This is a genomic window from Allobosea lathyri (assembly GCF_900108245.1).
GTDB classification, from domain to species: domain Bacteria; phylum Pseudomonadota; class Alphaproteobacteria; order Rhizobiales; family Beijerinckiaceae; genus Allobosea; species Allobosea lathyri.
This window is the reverse complement of sequence record NZ_FNUY01000004.1, coordinates 225284-243827: the sequence shown is the minus strand read 5'-3', so window position 1 is coordinate 243827 and position 18544 is coordinate 225284. Positions and strand designations below refer to the sequence as shown.

Genomic DNA, 18544 nt, shown 5'->3' with positions numbered 1-18544 from the left:
GCCCCGCGCCGGAACTCTAGGCGATCAGAAAAACCACGGGAACGGATGCCATGAAACCTATGATCGCGCTCGCGCTCGCCTGCGCCGCAACGCTTGCCTCCCTGCCCGCGCTCGCCCAGGACACGCTCGCCAAGATCAAGGAAAAGGGCGTGATGACGGTCGGCGTCAAGAACGACTACAAGCCCTGGGGCTTCCTGGAGCCGTCGGGCAAGATCGTCGGGCTCGAGATCGACCTCGCCCAGGCCGTCGCCGACAAGATCGGCGTCAAGCTCGAGATGGTCCCGGTCATCGCCGCCAACCGCATGGAGTTCCTGAAGCAGGGACGGATCGACATGATCCTCGCCACGCTGGGCGACACCGCCGAGCGCCGCAAGATCATCGGCATGGTCGAGCCCAACTACTATGCCGGCGCGACCAACGTGCTGGCGCCCAAGAGTGCCGGCCTCAAGACGTGGAACGACCTGAAGGGACGCAAGGTCTGCGCCGTGCAGGGGGCCTATTACAACCGTCGGGTCACGCAGATGTACACGCCGGAAATGGTCGTGTTCCCCTCCGTGCCGGACGCGCTCAATGCGCTGCAGGGCAACAACTGCGTCGCCTTCCTCTTCGATGACACGCTGATCGTCTCGACGCTTTCGGGTGGCGATGCGAAATGGGCGAATTACGAGATGCCGCTGGTCTCTGAAGACCCGCAGCTCTGGGCGATCGGCCTGCGGCTCGAGGACATGGACGGCCCCTTCGGCAAGCTCGTCAAGGACATGTCGGTCGACTGGCACAAGAGCGGCAAGCTGCTCGAACTCGAGACGAAATGGGGCATCAAGCAGAGCCCTTACCTGATCGAGACCAACAAGAAGCTGAAGGCGGCGTCGTAAAGACGCCGAGTACCACAGCCCTCATCCTGAGGAGCGCTTCGCAGAAGCGCGTCTCGAAGGATGCTCTGGGAGGCTCGGGAACCACCTGGATCATCCTTCGAGACGCCGCGTTCCGCGGCTCCTCAGGATGAGGGCTGTGGGCAGCGAAAGCCAAAAACGATCATGATCGCCGCCTTCTTCGAACGCCTGAACGAGACGTCCGGACTGAACTTTTCAGTCTTCTATGACGCGTTCGACCAGTCGCGCTTCCTGACCGGGCTCTGGACCACGACCTATATCTGCGTGGTCTCGATCATTGCCTCGCTTGCGCTTGGCCTGCTCGGCACCTGGGTCGCGGGCAGCCAGTCACGGCTGGGGCGGCTGCTGGTGCGTGGTTATGTCCAGTTCTTCCGCAACACTCCGCCTCTCGTGCAGCTCTCGTTCTTCTACTTCGCCGTTGCCAGCCTGCTGCCGACAGTCAGCGACGGGTTTGGCGGGCAGTCGCCCCTGGTCTCCGGCACAGGCTGGGCGATCGTCGCCTTCTCGCTCTTTGCCGGCGCCTTCAATGTCGAGATTTTTCGGGCCGGCATAGAGGCGGTGCCCTCGACGACGGTCGAGGCGGCTGAATCGCTGGGCTACACCCGGCTGCAGCTCTACATCCACGTCGTGCTGCCGCTGGCTTTCCGCATCTGCCTGCCGGCGCTGAACAACAACCTGATCAATCTGGTGAAGACGACGACGCTCGCCTACGCCATCGGCGTGCCCGAACTGCTTTATGCGGCGTCGCAGATCTGGTCCGAGGTATTCAACGTCCGCGAGATGATGAACGTGCTGCTCGTGACCTATGTCGCCCTCGTGGCCGTGCTGGTCTGGGTGATGGGCCGCTGGGAGAGGGCGCTGCGCATCCCGGGATATTCGACATGAGCAAGGCCGCAACCCACAGCAAGGCCTCGACCGATCTGCCGGTACTGCTGCCCTTCCGCGCGCCGGCCCCTATTTCGCCCTCGGGGCTGGCATCGCCGATGCTGCTGGGCGGCGCGACGCTCGCCGCCTTCGCGATCCTGTTTGGCGCGTCCCTCGCGCTTGCGCAGGTCACGGCACGGCCCCCAGGCGAAAGTGCCGTGACCGTGCTGCTGCGCTGGGCACCGCTGATCTTCCAGGGTTTCCTGTTCAACATCCTGATCAGCTTCCTGTCGATGGCGCTCGGCTCGGCCGTGGGCGTGCTCGTCGGCATCGCTCAGGTTTCGCTGGTCGCACCTGTCCGCAAGCTGGCCTGGGGGCTGACGCAGTTCTTCCGCAATGCGCCCTGGCTGGTGCTGCTGTTCTACGCGATGTTCCTGCTGCCCTTCGAGTTCAGGGTCTTCGGGCTGACCATCGCTTTCCCGGCCTGGGTCAAGGCGATCATCGGGCTGGCCTTGCCGGTCGCGGCCAATGTGTCCGAGATCGTGCGCGGCGGCATCCGCTCGATTCCGTCGGGCCAATGGGAATCGGCCGAAGCGCTCGCCTTCACCCGGCGCCAGACGATGTGGATGATCATCCTGCCGCAGGCCTTCAAGCGCATGATCCCGCCCTGGATGAACCTCTATGCCATCCTGACCATGGCGACGACGCTGATCTCGGTCGTCGGTATCCAGGACGGGCTGACCATCACGCGCGCGGCGCTCGTTGCGGAAAGCCGGCCGGAGCTGATGATCCCGATGTACCTTCTGCTGCTCCTGATGTTCTTCGCCTACTGCTACCCGATCGCGCGGGCGACGCTCGCGCTCGAACGCCGCTTCAACGTGAAAGCCTAGATGGGGATGAGCATGATGTGGTCCGAAAACCGGTCCCCACTTTTCGGCGTCATGCTTTAGCATGGCAAGCCGGCATGAACTGGGCGAGCCCGTCGTCGTCGTCGAGGGTGTCGAGAAATCCTTCGGTGCGCTGAAGGTGCTGAAGGACGTCGCGCTGACCGTCCGGCGGGGCGAGACAGTCTGCATCATCGGCCCGTCGGGATCGGGAAAGTCGACGCTACTGCGTTGCATCAACGGCCTGGTGCCAATCAGCAAGGGCTCGATCAAGCTCGCCGGGCGCGAGGTCAACGACAAGAATCTCGACAAGCTCTCCTTACGTCGCGACGTCGGGATCGTCTTCCAGCAGTACAATCTGTTTCCGCACAAGAACGCCCTGCAGAATGTCATGATGGCGCCGATCCATGTGCTCAAGCAGGACAAGGCGGAGGTCGAGGCGCGCGCCCGCAAATTGCTCGCCAAGGTCGGCCTCTCCGACAAGCTGTCGACCTATCCGGGCGAATTGTCTGGTGGCCAGCAGCAGCGCGTCGCGATTGCCCGCTCGCTGGCGATGAACCCCAAGGTGATGCTGTTCGACGAGGTCACCGCTGCGCTCGATCCCGAGACCAAAAAGGAGGTGCTGGTGACGATCCAGGACCTCGCCGCCGAGGGCATGACCTGCATCCTCGTCACCCATGAGATGGGCTTTGCCCGCGAGGTGGCCGATCATGTCTATTTCACCGATGGCGGCCTGATCGTCGAGCACGCCGCTCCCGCGGAACTCTTCGGCAATCCCCGCGAGGAGCGGACCAAAGCGTTTCTCGACAAGGTGCTTTGACGCCGCCGCCGATGTCGCATTCGGGCAAACGCCTGTCGCAAATCGACCGCCTGCCAAGTCATCGGCAGGGAACAATGCAGGTCATTTCCATCCAAGCGAAGTGCGCCATGGCCTCGACCGTTCCGCCCGATCCGAAATCCGTCGCCGGCAAGTCGCTGCATGTCGAGGAGCGCGCGCAGCTTCTGGTCATCGGCGCCGGTCCGGCGGGACTTGCTGCCGCAATCGAGGCTGCCGGACGTGGCCTGTCGGTTGTCCTCGTCGACGAAAATCCGGTGTCCTTCAAGACGATGGGCGACGAGGTCCCCTTGCATTACGGGCAGGGCATGTCGGCGGAGGCTCGCAATCGCAATGCCATGATGGAAGCCTTCATCGCCTCGGAACCGCAGATCGAGGCGGCTTTCGAGGCTGGCGTCGATGTCCGTCTCGGCACGGCCTGCTGGGGGCTCTACGCCAACGGGCCCGCCGTCACCTGGCTGCCGGGGCTCGTTGCCGGGCTGAACGATGAGAGCCGCTCCTGGATGCTCCAGGCGGAGCATGTCGTGGTCGCCGCCGGCCGCCGCGATATGGGGCTGGGTTTTCCCGGCTGGGAGAAGCCCGGCGTTCTCGGCGCGACGGCGGCGGTCTCGCTGGCCTCGCGCTATGGCGCGCTTGGGCGAAGGCGCGTAGTCGTGCTGGGCTCGTCGACCGAGGCTTTGACCGCCGCGCTCAACTTGCGCGAGGCCGGAACCGAGATCGCCGCGATCATCGAGCAGGCGCAGGCGCCGCTGGGTTCGCCCGAGCTGATCGCGGCGTTGCGCAAGGCCGGGACCGAGATCCTGACCGGCCATGTCGTTCGCGAGGCCAGCGGGCGCGATGCGGTCGAGGCGGTGCTGTTCAGTGAGATCGATGGCGATGGCCGCAGTTTCGGAGCCGAGCGGATCATTTCCTGTGACGGCATCGTGCTCGCCATAGGCGCGACACCGGTCGTCGATCTGCTGGATGCGATGGGCTGCCGGATCGCCTTCCAGCCCGAGCGTGGCGGCTATGCCCCGGTCGTGGATTCCGGCCAGCGCACCAACGTGAGGAACATCTTTGCGGTCGGCGATTGCGCCGGAATCTGGTCGGGCAAGACGCAGGATCGCGCCATCGCCGAAGCCGAGGGACGGCGCGCGGTCGCGGCCATCGCAGCCGGGTTGGGGATGACTGACGATCGCGTGGTTCCTGCCGCGCTGGAACCGCCTGCGCCGAGCCACGACATCTCCGCCTATCGCCTTGCCTGGGTCCGCGCCAGCGTGATCGAGGCGCGCGCCGAGTTCCATGTCTGCCAGTGCGAGGAGGTGACGGCGCGCGAGATCCTGGAGGTACGTCCGCCGCGCTATCTCGACTGGAAAAACGAGCGCCGCAATGATCGCTCGCTTTCGGCGCTGCTGGGCGAGGAGCCGCCCAATCCCGATCAGGTCAAGCGCCTGACGCGCGCCGGCATGGGCGCGTGCCAGGGCAGGCGCTGCCGCGAGCAGGTTGCAGCCTTGCTGGCGCTGGGCGCGGCCATGCCTTTGTCCTCGATCCCGCTTGCCGGTTATCGCGCGCCGGTACGGCCATTGCCGCTGTCGATTGCGGGCCAGATCCCCGAACCGCCCGAGCAGGCCGAGCATTGGGACACCTGGTTCGGCATGCATGCGCAATGGCGTCCGTTCTGGGACGTGCCGGAGCTTTATACGGTCGCGACCAACGACGCGACCGGCCCCGTGGCGAGCGAGTGAGGCCGATCATGAGCGCGATCAAGGGAGCCTCGGTCGTCATTGTCGGCGGTGGCGTCACCGGCCTGAGCGCCGGCTGGTGGCTGGCGCGCGAGGGCGTCGACGTCCTCGTCATCGAGAAGGGCATGATCGGCTGGGAGGCGTCGGGCCGCAATGGCGGCGGCTGCTCGCACCATCACTCGCCGCTCTTCCTCGAGGAGCAGCGCCTCTGGCCGAAGATGGATGAACTGCTGGGCTATCCGACGGAATTCGCCGGCAGCCGCATCCGCCTTGCTTCCAGCGAGCACCAGATGGCGCTGTATGGCCGGGCACTGAGCAACGCCGCGCGGCAGGGCTTCAAATCCGAAATCCTCGATACCAGGCAGATCAGGGAATTCGTGCCGCTGGCCGGTGACAACATGGTCGGCGGCTATTTCTATCATTTCGGCGGCCATGCGAATCCGCACCGCACCTTGCAGGCCTATGCCTGGGCCATGCAGGACCATGGCGGGCGCTTGATGCAGCATTGCGCGGTCACCGGATTCCGGAGCGTCGGCGGCAAGGTCACCGGCGTCGAGACCGAGCGCGGCTTGATCGCCTGCGATCACCTCGTCATTGCCGCCGGGCCGCATACGGGTCGGTTATCGGCCATGCTCGGCCATGAGGTCCCGATGGCCTCGGCCCGCTGCGAGATGGTGGTTACGGAGCCGCTGCCGCTGATGCCTTATGGCGGCGTCGACGGCAACGGGCTCTATGGCCGCCAGACGCTGCGCGGCAACCTCGCCTATGGCGGCGGCCCGCATGAATGGCTCGACATTGCCGGGAACGCCGCGCCGGCCAAGCCGACGACGCCGCTGATGGGGCATATCGGCCGCAGGCTGGCGGAACTCCTGCCCAAGGCGGCCCATGCCCGGATCATCCGCTCCTGGGCCGGCGTGATCGAGAACACGCCCGATGGGCGGCCGGTGATCGACCGCCTGGACACGCAGAGCAATGTCGTGGTCGCGACTCTGTCGAGCGTCGGCTTCGGCCTTTCGCCGGCTAGCGGGCATGCCATCCGCGACCTGGTGATGGATGGGGCCTGCAGCTTCGCCGACATTTCCTCGTTCAGGCTCGCGCGCTTCGCTCAGCTGGAGCCGGATTGGCGGGAGTTGCAGGGGTGGCAGGCTCTGGCGGCGGAAGAGGCGCTGGCGGCCTGAACGCGCCAGTCGGGGGAAGACAGCGACGATCGTCATGGTCGGGCTTGTCCCGACCATCCACGTCTTCACCGGTCGAGGTCTGAGTTCAAGACGTGGATGCTCGCCACAAGGGCGAGCATGACGGCAACGATGGCGCGCTCTACAAAGCGATCGTCACATCGCTTCGCGGCCGGGACGAGCAGGCCAGGATAAAGCCCTGCGCCTCTTCCTCGGCCGAAATCCCGCCCTCGTGATGCATTGCGACGTCGCCGGCGACGAGGCTGACGCGGCAGGTCCCGCACATGCCTGAGGCGCAGCCGCAGGGGATAACGATCGTTTGGCGTGTCGCCGCTTCCAGCAGCGTTTCGTCTGCGCGCGCCAAGAAGCGCTTCTCGCCCATTGTGATGGCAAAGCCCGTTGCCGGCGCGTCGTCGGGAATGGGCGCTGGCGCGGCCGGTGCGACGGCCCCGAAATGCTCGATATGGAAATGCGCGCGCGTGCCCCCTTCGGCCGCATGGATCAGCCGGGCCTCCTCCATGAATCCGGCGGGGCCGCAGCAGAACACCTCGCGCCGGCCGAAATCCGGCACAGCGACCGAGACCAGCCGGCGATTGAGCCGGCCGGAGAAGCCGAACCAGCCAGGCGAGGGCTGACTGACCAGCATCGCGATCTTCAGCTGGGGCATGCGGCGCTGGAGCTCAGCGAGCTCTTCCGGAAAGAGGACATCACCGGGCATGCGCGCCGCATGCAGCCAGGCGATGTCGATGTCGGGTGCGGTGTCCGCGAGATGCCGGACCATGGCCATCAGCGGGCTTGCGCCAGAGCCGGCCGAGACCAGCGCAATGCTTTCGCTCTGGCGCCCTGCGATGGTGAAGCGGCCGCGCGGTCGACGCCCCTCGATCACATCGCCGACCGAAAGACGCTCGTGCAGCCAGCGTGTCGCGCGCCCCTCGGCATGCGCCTTGATCGTCATCGCCAGCGCGTCGCTGCCCGGAGCGGAGGCCAGCGAGAAGGTCCGGAACAGACGCTCCCCGTCGAGCGTGAGCCGCAGCGTCATCGACTGTCCGGCGTCGTAATCGGGCATGGCGCCTTCCGGCCGGAAGACGAAGGTCTTGATGTCCGGCGTCTCTCGCCGGATCGCGATGACGGTCAGCTTCAGGAACCGCGCCTCGTCCGTCGTGGGGGGCATGTCCAGCGTGTCGGCATCGCTCATTCCGCAGCCATCCTTCTGGACGCGGCCGCGCCGACGAAGGCTTCCATCTTGCCGGCATACCAGTTGGCGAAGTTGGTCAGCATGAACTCGGAGGGCGCATAGGGGCCGGGCCGGTAAGCCATGGAGCGGATGCCGCGATGGTTGACTTCGGCCAGTTCCGCGTCCTGCGCATTGGTGGCGATCCAGACCTCGGTCAGCCGCTCGACATCGTAGTCGACACCCTCGACGGCGTCCTCATGCACCAGCCAGGTCGTGCGCACGGCCGTGCGGTCCTGGCCGAGCGGCAGCACGCGGAAATGGATGATGTGGTCGGAGAGGAAGTGATTCCAGTTATTGGGCGCGCGGAACATCCTGACCGAGCCGAGATCGGGTTCGGTGAAATCCGCCAGGAGCTTCCTGCAGCCGGGTCCGCCATCCATGGTGAAGGAGACCGCGCCCTCGTGGAAGGGCAGGCGGATGCAGCGGAATTCCTCGCCGCCATCGGCCGGCTTGTGGGGCAGTCCGAGTGCGTCCCATTTCGCGGTCTTGGCGTCCATCAGCGCCTTGAACTGCGCCGGCCCGCGCGGATCATCGGGCAGAGCGAACTCAACCAGCGTTACCAGCAGCTCGGGGTGATTGCCGGCGCAATGATAGCATTCGCGGTTGTTCTCGATCACGAGTTTCCAGTTGGCCTCCTCAATCAGAGTCATCTCGAAGGCGACCTTGGTGCGGTCGGGCTGATGGGGCGCGATGTAGGGCGTCACGCCAGCCCTGAACCGGGCGATATCGGGAGGCTCTTGCGCAAGGCAGATATAGACCATGCCGCAGATCACCTCGGCATGGACCGGATGCAGGCCGTATTCGCTGCGATCGAAATCTTCAGGCATCTGGCGCGCGTTGAGCAGCGAGCCGTCGAGTTCGTAGACCCATTGATGATAGGGGCAGACCAGCCGCGTCGCCCGGCCCTTCTCCTTGCCGCAGATGCGCGAGCCGCGATGCCGGCAGGAATTGTGGAAGGCGCGGATGCCGCCATCGCGATCGCGCAGGATGACGATCGGGTTATCGCCGACGGCGAGCGTCAGATAGTCGCCGGGTTTCCTGATCTCGCAGCTATTGCAGGCGAACAGCCATTCGGTCTCGAACACCGCCTTCAGGTCGGCCTCATGCATCGCGGGATCGACATAGAAGGCCTGCGGCAGGCTGAAGCCTTCGCGGCGCTGGCTGAGCAGATGGCTGATGCGGTCGCGGTCGATCATGACTGATGCCCCGGAGGCTGCTGGACGCGCCATGATCCGCCAGATGGCGCCGCCCGTGCCTGAGCATTGCGACCTTGCCGGCAAGCTTTCCGACAGTCTGCGTCGTTTTCATTGTAACAATGTCGGAAAGCCGCTTTTCGAGGCCGCGCCCATTTGTGATGATCTGCTTGGGTTCTTCTCTTGCCGTCATCCCGGGCGTAGCGCAGCGAAGACCCGGGATCCATGCCTGAGCGGAGCCGTTCAGCGCTCCGGAATGGATCCCGGGTCTCCCTTCGGTCGCCCGGGATGACGGTGCGGTTGATTGGTTGCTAACTGGAACGAGGCGACAGTGGTGAGGGATCAGGCAGCCGGCACGCGCGTCATCACCCTCCTGCTCGTCGAGGGGTTTTCGATGATGAGCGTGGCATCGGCGATCGAGCCGTTGCGCTCGCTCAACCGATTGATCGACCGCGAGGCCTGGCGCTGGCGGCTGGCCAGTCTCGACGGCGAGGTTCTGGCTGCCTCTAACGGAATTCCGCTACCGACGGAGAAGGCCGAGACGGCGCTGATCGGCTCGGATTATGTCTTCGTCTGCGGTGGCCTGCGCATCCAGTCGGTCGATGAGCGGCGCTATCTGGCGTTGCTGCGCCGGGCGGCGCGCGGTGGCGTTGCGGTCGGCTCGCTCTCGACGGGCACTTACCTGCTGGCCCGCGCCGGCTTGCTCGACGGCTATCGCTGCACCATCCATTGGGAGAACCGGCCGGCCTTCCAGGAGGAATTTCCCGACCTCGTCTGCACCGACAAGATCTATGAGATAGACCGCGATCGCCTGACCTGCTCGGGCGGCACCGCCGCGATGGATTTGATGCTGCACCTGATCATCGAACGCCATGGCGCCGACCTTGCGCGTCGCGTCGCCAACCAGTTCCACCATGACCGCATCCGCGACGAGCGCGACAACCAGAGCGGCGGGCGGCTGGAGCGGCTGGCGAATCTGCCGCCGCCGGTGCGTGCCGCGATCCGCCTGATGCAGCGCCATGTCGAGGACACCATCTCCATCGCCGAGATCGCGGAGCGTGCCGGCATGAGTGCGCGCCAGATCGAGCGCCTCTTCCTGCGCTATCTCGAGACGTCTCCGGCGCGCTACTACCTCTCGCTGCGCATCGACCGGGCGCGCGAACTGCTGCTCTATTCCGACCGGCCGATCCTGGAGGTCGCGATCGCGGCGGGGTTCACCTCGACGTCGCATTTCGCTCACTGGTTCAAGCGGCTTCAGGGCGTGAGGCCGTCGCAATTGAGGGGAAGGGTGGCGAGTGAAGCTGAAACCGTCGCCGCCGCGAGACTGCCGACCCCTCAGCCCTCATCCTGAGGAGCCGCGCAGCGGCGTCTCGAAGGATGCTTCAGGGGGCTGAGGCTGGAGCATCCTTCGAGACGCGGGCTGAAGCCTGCTCCCTCAGGATGAGGGCTCGTATGGCAGGGAACGCGATACGTCGTATCCCCGACATTCCATGTCGCTTCCCCGCCCCTTTGTTGGAACCGTTCTGATCGACACTTTGTCCTGACAAGACGGATAACCGTCGAAAGGGGATGTGAGTGGAGACGATCGCCTTCATCATGGCGAATCTTCCGGTGATCGGGCAGCGCATGCTCGAGCACGTCTCCCTCGTCGGCGTCTCCGTCGGCGTTGCGATCCTGACCGGCGTGCCGATCGGCATCCTGATCACCCAAAGCCGGGCATGGGCCGACCGCGTGCTCTATGTCGCCTCCGTCATCATCACCATTCCCTCGATCGCGCTGTTTGGCATCCTGATCCCGGTGCTCTCGCTGATCGGACAGGGCATCGGCTATCTGCCGGCGGTGATCGCGCTGATCCTCTATGCGCAATTGCCGATCATCCGGAACACCTACACCGCGATCATGAATGTCGACCCGGCGCTGCGGGAGGCCGCGCGCGGCATGGGCATGACGACGCTGGAGCGGCTGCGCCGGGTCGAGTTGCCGCTGGCGCTGCCGGTGATCATCAACGGCGTGCGCAGCGCGGTCGTCCTCAACATCGCGATCGGCGCGATCGCCACCTATATCGGCGCCGGCGGCCTTGGCACCTTCATCTCGCGCGGCATCTCGCAGACCGACATCCGCCAGCTGCTGACCGGCGCGCTCTCGGTGAGCCTGCTCGCGATCATCGCCGATTATGCCCTTCTCGGCGCCCAGCGCCTGATGACGTCCCCCGGATTGAGGCTGCGATGATCCGTCTCGAGCAGGTCTCAAAACATTTCGGCACGATGGTCGCGGTCGACCGCATCGACATGGAAGTGCCCACCGGGGCCGTCTGCGTGCTGCTGGGCCCTTCGGGCTGCGGCAAGACCACGACTATGAAGATGATCAACCGGCTGATCCCGCCGACATCGGGCAAGATTTTCCTCGATGGCAAGGATACGACCGGGGTCGATGAGGTCAGCTTAAGGCGCTCGATCGGCTACGTGATCCAGCAGATCGGCCTGTTCCCGAACATGACGGTCGAGGACAATATCTGCGTCGTGCCGGACCTGCTGGGCTGGCCGCGCGCCAAATCGCGCAAGCGCGCGTCGCAACTGCTCGACATGGTCAATCTCGACCCGTCGGTCTTCCTGAAGCGCTATCCCAAGCAGTTGTCGGGTGGGCAGCAGCAGCGCGTCGGCGTCGTGCGTGCGCTCGCCGCCGATCCGCCGGTGCTGCTGATGGACGAGCCGTTCGGGGCGATCGACCCGATCAACCGCGAGGTCATCCAGGACGAATTCATGAAGCTCCAGGCGGAGCTCAAGAAAACCATCGTCTTCGTCAGCCACGACATCGACGAAGCCGTGAAGATGGCAACCCGGATCGCGATCTTCCGCGACGGGAAACTGATCCAGTACGATACGCCCGACAATATCCTCGCCCATCCCGTCGACGCCTTCGTCTCGGAGTTCGTCGGTTCGGACAGGACGCTGAAGCGCCTGCGCCTGATCAAGGTCACGGATGCGATGATGAGCGACCCACCGCGGGTCAAGGCGGAGGACACTCTGGAGACGGCCGTCAGGCTGATGGACGAGCACGGCCATGTCTCGGTCGTGATGGTCGGCCCGCGCGGCCGGGCGCGTGGCGTCGTCCGGCACGAGGTCGCCCGCGACCTCAAGGGTCTCGTCGGCGAGCATCAGGAGCCGCTGCCGGGCATCGTCAACATCAAGGACGATCTGCGCTCGGCGGTGTCGCAGATGTTCACCCACGGCGTGACCTGGCTCGCCTGCGTCGACGATGATGGCTTCTACAAGGGCTACATCACCCAGAAGAGCATCACGCAGGTGCTCGGCACGACCTATCGGGACCGCTGAGATGGCCGCGACCGGGCTCCAGACCGCGTTCCGCCTGCTGCTGATCACAGGCGTGTTCGCGTGCGGCGCCTGGTTTCAGGCGAATGGCCTGCTGCCTGCGATCCTGAAGCATCGCAGCGATGTGATCTATCTCATCCGCCAGCATCTGGCGTTGGCGGCGGTATCGGGCGCGATCGCGATCGTTGTGGGCATCCCGCTCGGCGTCATCCTGACCCGGCCGCGCTTCGAGATGTTCGCTGACGCGGTGACGCAGGTGGTCAATCTAGGGACGACGATCCCGACACTCGCACTGCTAGCCCTGTCGATGTCGTTTCTGGGTATCGGTGCGCCGCCGGTGATCTTCGCGCTGTTCGTGCTGACGCTGCTGCCGATCGTGCTCAACACCATCGCCGGTCTGCGATCGGTGCCGCAGCCGCTGATCGAGGCGGCGCGCGGCATGGGCATGACACCCGCGCAGATCCTGCGCCGGGTCGAGCTGCCCAACGCCGTTTTCGTCATCCTCGCGGGCATCCGCACGGCGCTCGCTATCAATATCGGCACGGTGCCGCTCGCCTTCCTGATCGGTGGCGGTGGGCTGGGCGAGCTCATCTTCACCGGCATCGACCTGATGGAACCGAGCATGCTGCTGGCGGGCGCGATCCCGACAGCGCTGCTCGCCGTATTCGTCGATTTCCTGGTCGGCCAGATCCAGTTCTGGCTGGTTCCGAGAGGCGTCAACCCACTGCGCTGACGCAGCGGCTTCCTTCAACCAACCAAAAAAGGGGAACAACCATGCTGAAACGCAGCTTTCTCGGACTGGCCGGCGCGGCCCTCGTGCTCTCGCTGACGCCGCTGGCGGCCCAGGCGCAAAACGTCGTGGTCGGCGGCAAGAACTTCACCGAGCAGCAGATCATGGCGGAGATGACAACCCAGCTGCTCAAGGCCAAGGGTTTCACCGTCGACAAGCGCGCCGGCCTTGGCACAGCGCCCCTGCGCCAGGCGCAGGAAGCCGGGCAGATCGACGTCTACTGGGAATACACCGGCACCTCGCTCATCACCTTCAACAAGGTGACGGACAAGATGGACGCAGCTGCGACCTATGCGAAGGTCAAGGAGCTCGACGCGGCCAAGGGGCTGGTCTGGCTCAATCCCTCCAAAGCCAACAACACCTACGCGCTGGCGATGCGCAAGGCCGATGCCGACGCCAAGGGCATCAAGTCGCTGTCGGATCTCGCCGGCAAGGTGAAGGGCGGGCAGGCGATGAAGTTCGGCTGTAATGCCGAGTTCTACGCCCGTCCTGACGGGCTCGGCCCCTTGCAGACCACCTATGGCTTCGAATTCGGCCGTGAAGCGACGGTGCGCATGGATACCGGCCTCGTCTATCAGGCCTTGCGCGACTCTCAGGTCGATGTCGGCCTTGTCTTCGCCACCGACGGGCGTGTACCGGCCTTCAACTTCGTCATCCTGACCGACGACAAGGGTTATTTCCCGACCTATGCGATGACGCCCGTCATCCGCAAGGAGACGCTCGAGAAGAACCCGAAGCTCGGTGAGGCGCTGAACGCGCTTTCCGCCAAGCTAGACGACGCCACCATGGCCAAGCTCAATGCCACCGTCGATGTCGACAAGAAGAGCGTCGAGGAGGTCGCGGCCGGCTTTCTGAAGGCGCAGGCGCTGATCTGAGGCGTCGGAGCGCTCCGCAGGGTCGATAGGCAACCGTCGTACCGGGCGACCGAAGGGAAGACCAGGATCCATCCCCGAACCATTCCGGCTTGGGTCCTGAGTCTGCGCTTCTCTCCGCCCGGTAACGATACGGGCTACCAGAAGGGTTGGGAGGATCGTTGCATCGTGACGTGCCGTTTGACCGTTGCAGCCGCGCAGATCGCCTGCCGGCCGGGCGACATATCCGCTAATCTGACGGCGCATATCGAGATGGTGCGGCAGGCGACCGCTCTGGGCGCCGACATTCTTGTCTTTCCCGAGCTTTCGCTGACGGATTACGTCGCCGCGCCCGATTGCGCGGCTTTGGCCACGACCCGCGCTGCACCTGAATTCGCACTCATCGGAGAGGCGGCGGGCGCGCTGCAGGTCTCGATAGGCTTCATCGAGCGAGACGCGCAGGGTCGTTTTTTCAATGCGCAGGCGCTGATCGCCGGGGATCGGATTGCGGTCCACCGCAAGCTCAACCTGCCGGGCTATGGCACACTGCGCGAGGACGCCGTCTACGCAAAGGGCGAGGCGCTGGACCTCGTCGACATGCGGGACGGCTGGCGCTTGGCAACGCTGATCTGCGCCGACAGCTGGAATCCGGCGCTGCCCTGGCTTGCGGCGCTGGCAGGCGCCAACCTGCTGATCCTGCCTGTGGCATCATCGCGCGGTGCGGTCGATGGCGGCTTCGACAATCCGCGTGGCTGGGAGATCAATCTGGCCCACACCGCCATGACCTATGGCCTGCCGACGATCTTCGCCAACCATTGCGGACGGCGCGGCGGCTTCGATTTCTGGGGCGGCTCGCGCATCCTCGATGCGACCGGACGCGAACTGGCCCGGGCAGGCGATGAGCCTGAGCTGATCTCGGCAGTGATCGACCTCGACGACGGCATCACCGCCCGCAAAAACCTGCCAACGGCCCGCGACAGCGATCCTACCCTGATCCATCGCCTGCTCGGCGAATATCTCGAAGCCACGAAGGAATGACCCATGTCGTCGCTCGCCTTCATCCACGATCTGCGGTTTGCCGACCTGCCGGCCGAAGTCGTCCATCAGGCGCGGCGCTGCCTGCTCGATCTGATCGGGGTCGCGGCTGCCGGGCGCCGGACCGAGCTGTCGCGCATCGTCCACGGTTTCGCGGTCCGCCAGATGGGCGCGAGCGAAGGCGGGGCGCGGTTGCTGTTCGACGGTCGCAGAGCGAGCGCTGCGGGTGCGGCCTTCGCCGGGGCCTCGACGATCGACTCATTCGACGCCCATGACGGCCATGCCTTGACCAAGGGCCATGCCGGCGTCGCGATCCTGCCAGCACTGCTCGCGGTCGCCGATGCCGAACAGCTCGTCGCCACGGGCCTCGTGGATGGCCGTGAAATTCTCACAGCGCTGGTGATCGGCTACGAGATCGCGATTCGCGCCGGCATCGCCTTGCATGGCAGCGTCGCCGACTATCACACATCGGGCGCCTGGAACGCCCTGGCTTGTGCGGCCATCACCGCGCGCCTGCTGCGACTCACGCCCGAGGAGACGCGCCATGCGCTCGGCATTGCGGAGTATCATGGCCCGCGCAGCCAGATGATGCGCTGCATCGACCATCCGACCATGCTGAAGGACGGTTCGGGCTGGGGCGCCTTTGCCGGCGTCTCGGCTGCCTATCTGGCGCAGGACGGCTTTTCAGGCGCACCGGCGATCACCATGGAAGCGCCTGAGCAGGCCGGGCTGTGGTCGGACCTCGGCACGCGCTGGCGAATTGGGGAACAGTATTTCAAGCCGTGGCCGGTGTGCCGCTGGGCGCAGCCGGCGGTCGAGGCTGCCGCGACCATGCTGGCTTCGGGGCCGATCGCGCCGGCCGGTATCGTCAGCATCGAGGTCGAGACCTTCGCCGAGGCGGTCAGGCTGGGAGCCGCCGTGCCGGCCACGACGGAGGCTGCGCAATATGCGCTTGGCTTCCCGCTGGCCGCGTTTCTGGTTCGCGGCCGGCTCGGCGCGGCCGAGATCGGCCCGGAAGGATTGGCCGACCCTGCCATTGCCGCGATGACCAGGCTGATCGTGCTGCGCGAAAGAGCCGAGTTCTCGCGCCAGTTCCCGGCGAAGCGGCAGGCCGTTCTGCGCATCGTCATGGCTGATGGTGAGGTCCGGACCTCGCCCGTCACCACCGCGCGGGGCGATCCGGACGCGCCGCTGGGCGATGCCGATCTCAAGCAGAAATTCAGCGAGCTGACCGATTATCTGAGCGAAGACCGGTCGAGGCGGATCTGCGAGACCAGCCTCGGGCTTGGAGCACCGGATGTGTCGCTGGCGGCTCTCATGGATCAGGTTTTGGCGGCGGAGCCTACAGAGACAGGGCGGCGTCGTGGCCGGCCTGCGATCGCGGCGACAGGCTGATCGCGACGTAAGAGGCCCCACTCGGCTTGACCGAGTGGGGTCTGTTGTTCCCGGCGGGACCTGTCGTTCAGCGGCGGCAGACCTGCACGCGCCGGAGCACCCAGCGTCCGCGATGGTCGCGCACGCGGCGGTTTTCCCACCAGCAGCGTCCGTGGCGGGGGCCGATATGCCGCTGGCGCGAGGGATGCCACTGGGCCAGTTCGGCGCTTGCAGTCGTGGCGACGATCCCGCCCGTCGAGACCGGAGCAGCAAAAGAGCTGCCGGAGCACAGCGCCCCGATCAGGACCGCAGCCGCAATGGCTGCTCCGCGAAAATGAACCATATGTTTCTCCTTTGGGCTGCTAGGCCGAGATCAATCGGCTTTCACGCTGGTAAAGGCCCGTCGCTCTCGCGGCAGGCCGGCCCCGCCTTGCCGGGAGCGTCGCTCCGACAACTGGCGGCAGGGGCTTCCGGGGCCGTTTTCGGGCCATCCAGATGGTCAGAACCGCCAGATCAGCGGCACGATGAAAACCGCCACGACGAAGAACCAGAGCAGCAATGGCAGGCCGAGTTTCCAATAGTCGCTGAAAGCATAGCCGCCGGGGCCCATCACCATCAGGTTGGTCGGGGTTGCGATCGGCGTCAGGAAGGCGGCGGCAGCGGCCACGGCGGTGCTCATCAGGACGGGGCGAGGGGAGATCCCCATGCTGGCGGCGGCCGCGACGCCGATCGGAATGACGATCAGCGCCGTGGCGGTATTGCTGATGAGTTGGCCCATGATGGCGGTCAGGACGAACAGGCCGGCGAGCAGGGCAACGGGGCCTGCGTCGCCCACCATGTAGACGAGCCGTTCGGCCATCATCTTCGCGGCTCCGGTCTCCACCATGGCGGTCGAAAGCGGCATCATCGCGCCGACGAGGATCACCGTCGTCCAGCTGATGGCGCGATAGGACTGCTCGACGTTCATGATGCCCGACAGGATGATGGCGCCGGCGGCCAGGAGGCCCGCCACCGCAGGCGGGACGATGCCGGTGGCGAGCAGCAGGACCATGGCGATCAGGATGACGATGGCCTGGCGCGCGCCTGGGCCCATCGGCACGGCCTGGCGCCGGACCAGTTCGGGCGAGCTGACGACGAGAACGTCGGGATCGTCCAGGTGGATGTCGAGAGCCTTCCAGGTGCCCTGAAGCAGCATGGTGTCGCCAGCCTGCAAGACGATGCCGCCCGCATCCCGCGTTGCGTTGGCCGCTGCGATTTCCGCGCCGGCGCGCTGCACCGCGAGGATGATCAGGTCGCCGCTATCGGTGACCATGCCGGGAAACACGCTTTGGCCAACCAGCCCCGAGCGCGGGGGGATGACGACTTCAGCAAGGCCGGAACGGCGGTTGAACAGGGTTTCCTCGCCCTGGCCGGGTGTCGCTTCCTCGCGAAAGGCGAGATGCATCGTGGCTCCGAATGAGGCCGCGGCTTCCGCATCGCCGCGCAGCAGCAGGTGATCGCCATCGGCCATGACAGGCCGGCGGATCGGCCCGGCGGTTTCGCCGTCCTGAATGGCAACGAGCTGCAGTCCCGGATAGGCGGAGAGGTCGATCGTTGAGGTCGCCGCGCCGATATAGGGCGAGCTCTCACGGACCCGCATCTGGTAGACGCCGCTGGCAAGCCCGTATTGCTCGACCAGCGTTTTGGCATGACGGCTGAAATCGGTGGGCATCGTGGCGCCGTTGCGCTCGGGCAGGAGCCGTTTTCCGAAGAGGATGATGATCGCCATCGTGCCCGCAAGCAGGGGGACGCCGACAAGTGCGAACTCGAAGAAGCCGAAACCGCCGACGCCGGCATCGCTTCCGGCTTCGGAGACGAGAACGTTCACCGGTGTGCCGGTCAGCGCCAGCATCGAGCCGGCATGGGCGGCGAAGACCAGCGGCATCAGGAGCTGCGAGGAGTTGCGCTTGAGCCGGACGGCGATGACCACGACCACCGGCAACAAGGCCGCCACCGCGCCGTTGACGCTGATCAGCGCCGTGAGCAGTGAGACCAGCAGCATCGTCAAAAGCAGAAGTCGCGTCCGGCTTTCCTCGCCGGCTCCACGGATGAGAAGCTGGCCGGCCCAGGCGGTGACGCCAGTGACCTCAAGGCCGGAGCTGACGATGAAGAGCGAGGCGATGAAGATGACGGCGGGATCGCCGAGGCCGCCGAGCGACTGACCGAGGGTCAAAACGCCTGTCGCCCAGAGCGACAGAGCTGTCAGCATCGCGACGATGACGACCGGGACCCTGTTCGAGACGAACAGGACGACGGCAACAGCGATGATGGTCGCAGTATAAGCTATCGGGCTCAATCGCTCAGCTCCTCATTGGGCCATGCCAAGGCCG

At 65.6% G+C, this 18544-nt stretch carries 17 protein-coding genes; 13 read left to right on the top strand and 4 right to left on the bottom strand.

Translation table 11 applies throughout. From position 1 onward, the window contains the following. The first annotated feature begins 50 nt into the window (after positions 1 to 50). The 6 genes from C4S73_RS11660 to C4S73_RS11635 all read left to right on the top strand — a co-directional run bounded on the left by C4S73_RS11660 (position 51) and on the right by C4S73_RS11635 (position 6372). On the top strand, positions 51 to 872 hold the full coding sequence (locus C4S73_RS11660; protein ID WP_103872663.1) for a transporter substrate-binding domain-containing protein: 822 nt from the start codon (positions 51 to 53) through the stop codon (positions 870 to 872). Positions 873 to 1034: 162 nt separating this feature from the next. Further along, on the top strand, positions 1035 to 1775 hold the full coding sequence (locus tag C4S73_RS11655; protein ID WP_103872662.1) for an amino acid ABC transporter permease: 741 nt from the start codon (positions 1035 to 1037) through the stop codon (positions 1773 to 1775). Next, positions 1772 to 2644, top strand: coding sequence for an amino acid ABC transporter permease (locus C4S73_RS11650; RefSeq protein WP_244595565.1), 873 nt, complete (start codon positions 1772 to 1774; stop codon positions 2642 to 2644). Before C4S73_RS11655 ends, C4S73_RS11650 begins: the two co-directional genes overlap by 4 nt. 61 nt (positions 2645 to 2705) lie before the next feature. Then, positions 2706 to 3458, top strand: coding sequence for an amino acid ABC transporter ATP-binding protein (locus tag C4S73_RS11645; RefSeq protein WP_103872661.1), 753 nt, complete (start codon positions 2706 to 2708; stop codon positions 3456 to 3458). A gap of 107 nt (positions 3459 to 3565) precedes the next feature. Then, positions 3566 to 5197, top strand: a complete 1632-nt coding sequence (locus C4S73_RS11640) for an NAD(P)/FAD-dependent oxidoreductase (RefSeq protein ID WP_103872906.1) — start codon at positions 3566 to 3568, stop codon at positions 5195 to 5197. Between the two features lie 8 nt (positions 5198 to 5205). Next, entirely contained in the window at positions 5206 to 6372 is a 1167-nt protein-coding gene (locus C4S73_RS11635; protein WP_103872660.1) for an NAD(P)/FAD-dependent oxidoreductase, read from the top strand. Between the two features lie 139 nt (positions 6373 to 6511). On the opposite strand, the gene C4S73_RS11630 is transcribed toward C4S73_RS11635, so the two are convergent. Together C4S73_RS11630 and C4S73_RS11625 are read right to left on the bottom strand one after the other, a co-directional pair. Further along, positions 6512 to 7564, bottom strand: coding sequence for a flavin reductase family protein (locus C4S73_RS11630; protein WP_200827987.1), 1053 nt, complete (start codon positions 7562 to 7564; stop codon positions 6512 to 6514). Continuing rightward, positions 7561 to 8799: an aromatic ring-hydroxylating oxygenase subunit alpha gene (locus C4S73_RS11625; RefSeq protein ID WP_200827986.1), complete on the bottom strand. Its 1239-nt coding sequence runs from the start codon at positions 8797 to 8799 to the stop codon at positions 7561 to 7563. Before C4S73_RS11625 ends, C4S73_RS11630 begins: the two co-directional genes overlap by 4 nt. A gap of 331 nt (positions 8800 to 9130) precedes the next feature. On the opposite strand from C4S73_RS11625, the gene C4S73_RS11620 reads away from it, so the two are divergent. From C4S73_RS11620 to C4S73_RS11590, 7 genes are all read left to right on the top strand, one after another. Then, positions 9131 to 10147, top strand: coding sequence for a GlxA family transcriptional regulator (locus C4S73_RS11620; protein ID WP_244595564.1), 1017 nt, complete (start codon positions 9131 to 9133; stop codon positions 10145 to 10147). 224 nt (positions 10148 to 10371) lie between these two features. Further along, positions 10372 to 11025 carry an ABC transporter permease gene (locus tag C4S73_RS11615; RefSeq protein WP_280177590.1) on the top strand — a complete coding sequence of 218 codons (654 nt, stop codon included), beginning with the start codon at positions 10372 to 10374 and terminating at the stop codon, positions 11023 to 11025. Next, the gene (locus tag C4S73_RS11610) at positions 11022 to 12128 is read left to right on the top strand and encodes an ABC transporter ATP-binding protein (RefSeq protein WP_103872659.1); all 1107 of its coding nucleotides are present in this window, start codon (positions 11022 to 11024) and stop codon (positions 12126 to 12128) included. Before C4S73_RS11615 ends, C4S73_RS11610 begins: the two co-directional genes overlap by 4 nt. Before the next feature lies 1 nt (position 12129). After that, complete coding sequence (locus tag C4S73_RS11605) at positions 12130 to 12858, top strand: ABC transporter permease (RefSeq protein ID WP_103872658.1); 729 nt, start codon at positions 12130 to 12132, stop codon at positions 12856 to 12858. A gap of 41 nt (positions 12859 to 12899) precedes the next feature. Beyond that, complete coding sequence (locus C4S73_RS11600) at positions 12900 to 13790, top strand: glycine betaine ABC transporter substrate-binding protein (protein WP_103872657.1); 891 nt, start codon at positions 12900 to 12902, stop codon at positions 13788 to 13790. 165 nt (positions 13791 to 13955) lie between these two features. Beyond that, complete coding sequence (locus C4S73_RS11595; protein WP_160115742.1) at positions 13956 to 14804, top strand: nitrilase-related carbon-nitrogen hydrolase; 849 nt, start codon at positions 13956 to 13958, stop codon at positions 14802 to 14804. Positions 14805 to 14807: 3 nt separating this feature from the next. Continuing rightward, a complete protein-coding gene (locus C4S73_RS11590) occupies positions 14808 to 16196 on the top strand; it encodes an MmgE/PrpD family protein (RefSeq protein ID WP_103872655.1) in 1389 nt (462 codons plus the stop codon). Between the two features lie 67 nt (positions 16197 to 16263). Here the strand turns inward: C4S73_RS11590 and C4S73_RS11585 are convergent, their stop codons facing one another. Continuing rightward, entirely contained in the window at positions 16264 to 16518 is a 255-nt protein-coding gene (locus tag C4S73_RS11585; protein WP_103872654.1) for a hypothetical protein, read from the bottom strand. Positions 16519 to 16674: 156 nt separating this feature from the next. Further along, positions 16675 to 18510, bottom strand: coding sequence for an SLC13 family permease (locus C4S73_RS11580; RefSeq protein WP_103872653.1), 1836 nt, complete (start codon positions 18508 to 18510; stop codon positions 16675 to 16677). Positions 18511 to 18544: the final 34 nt, after the last annotated feature.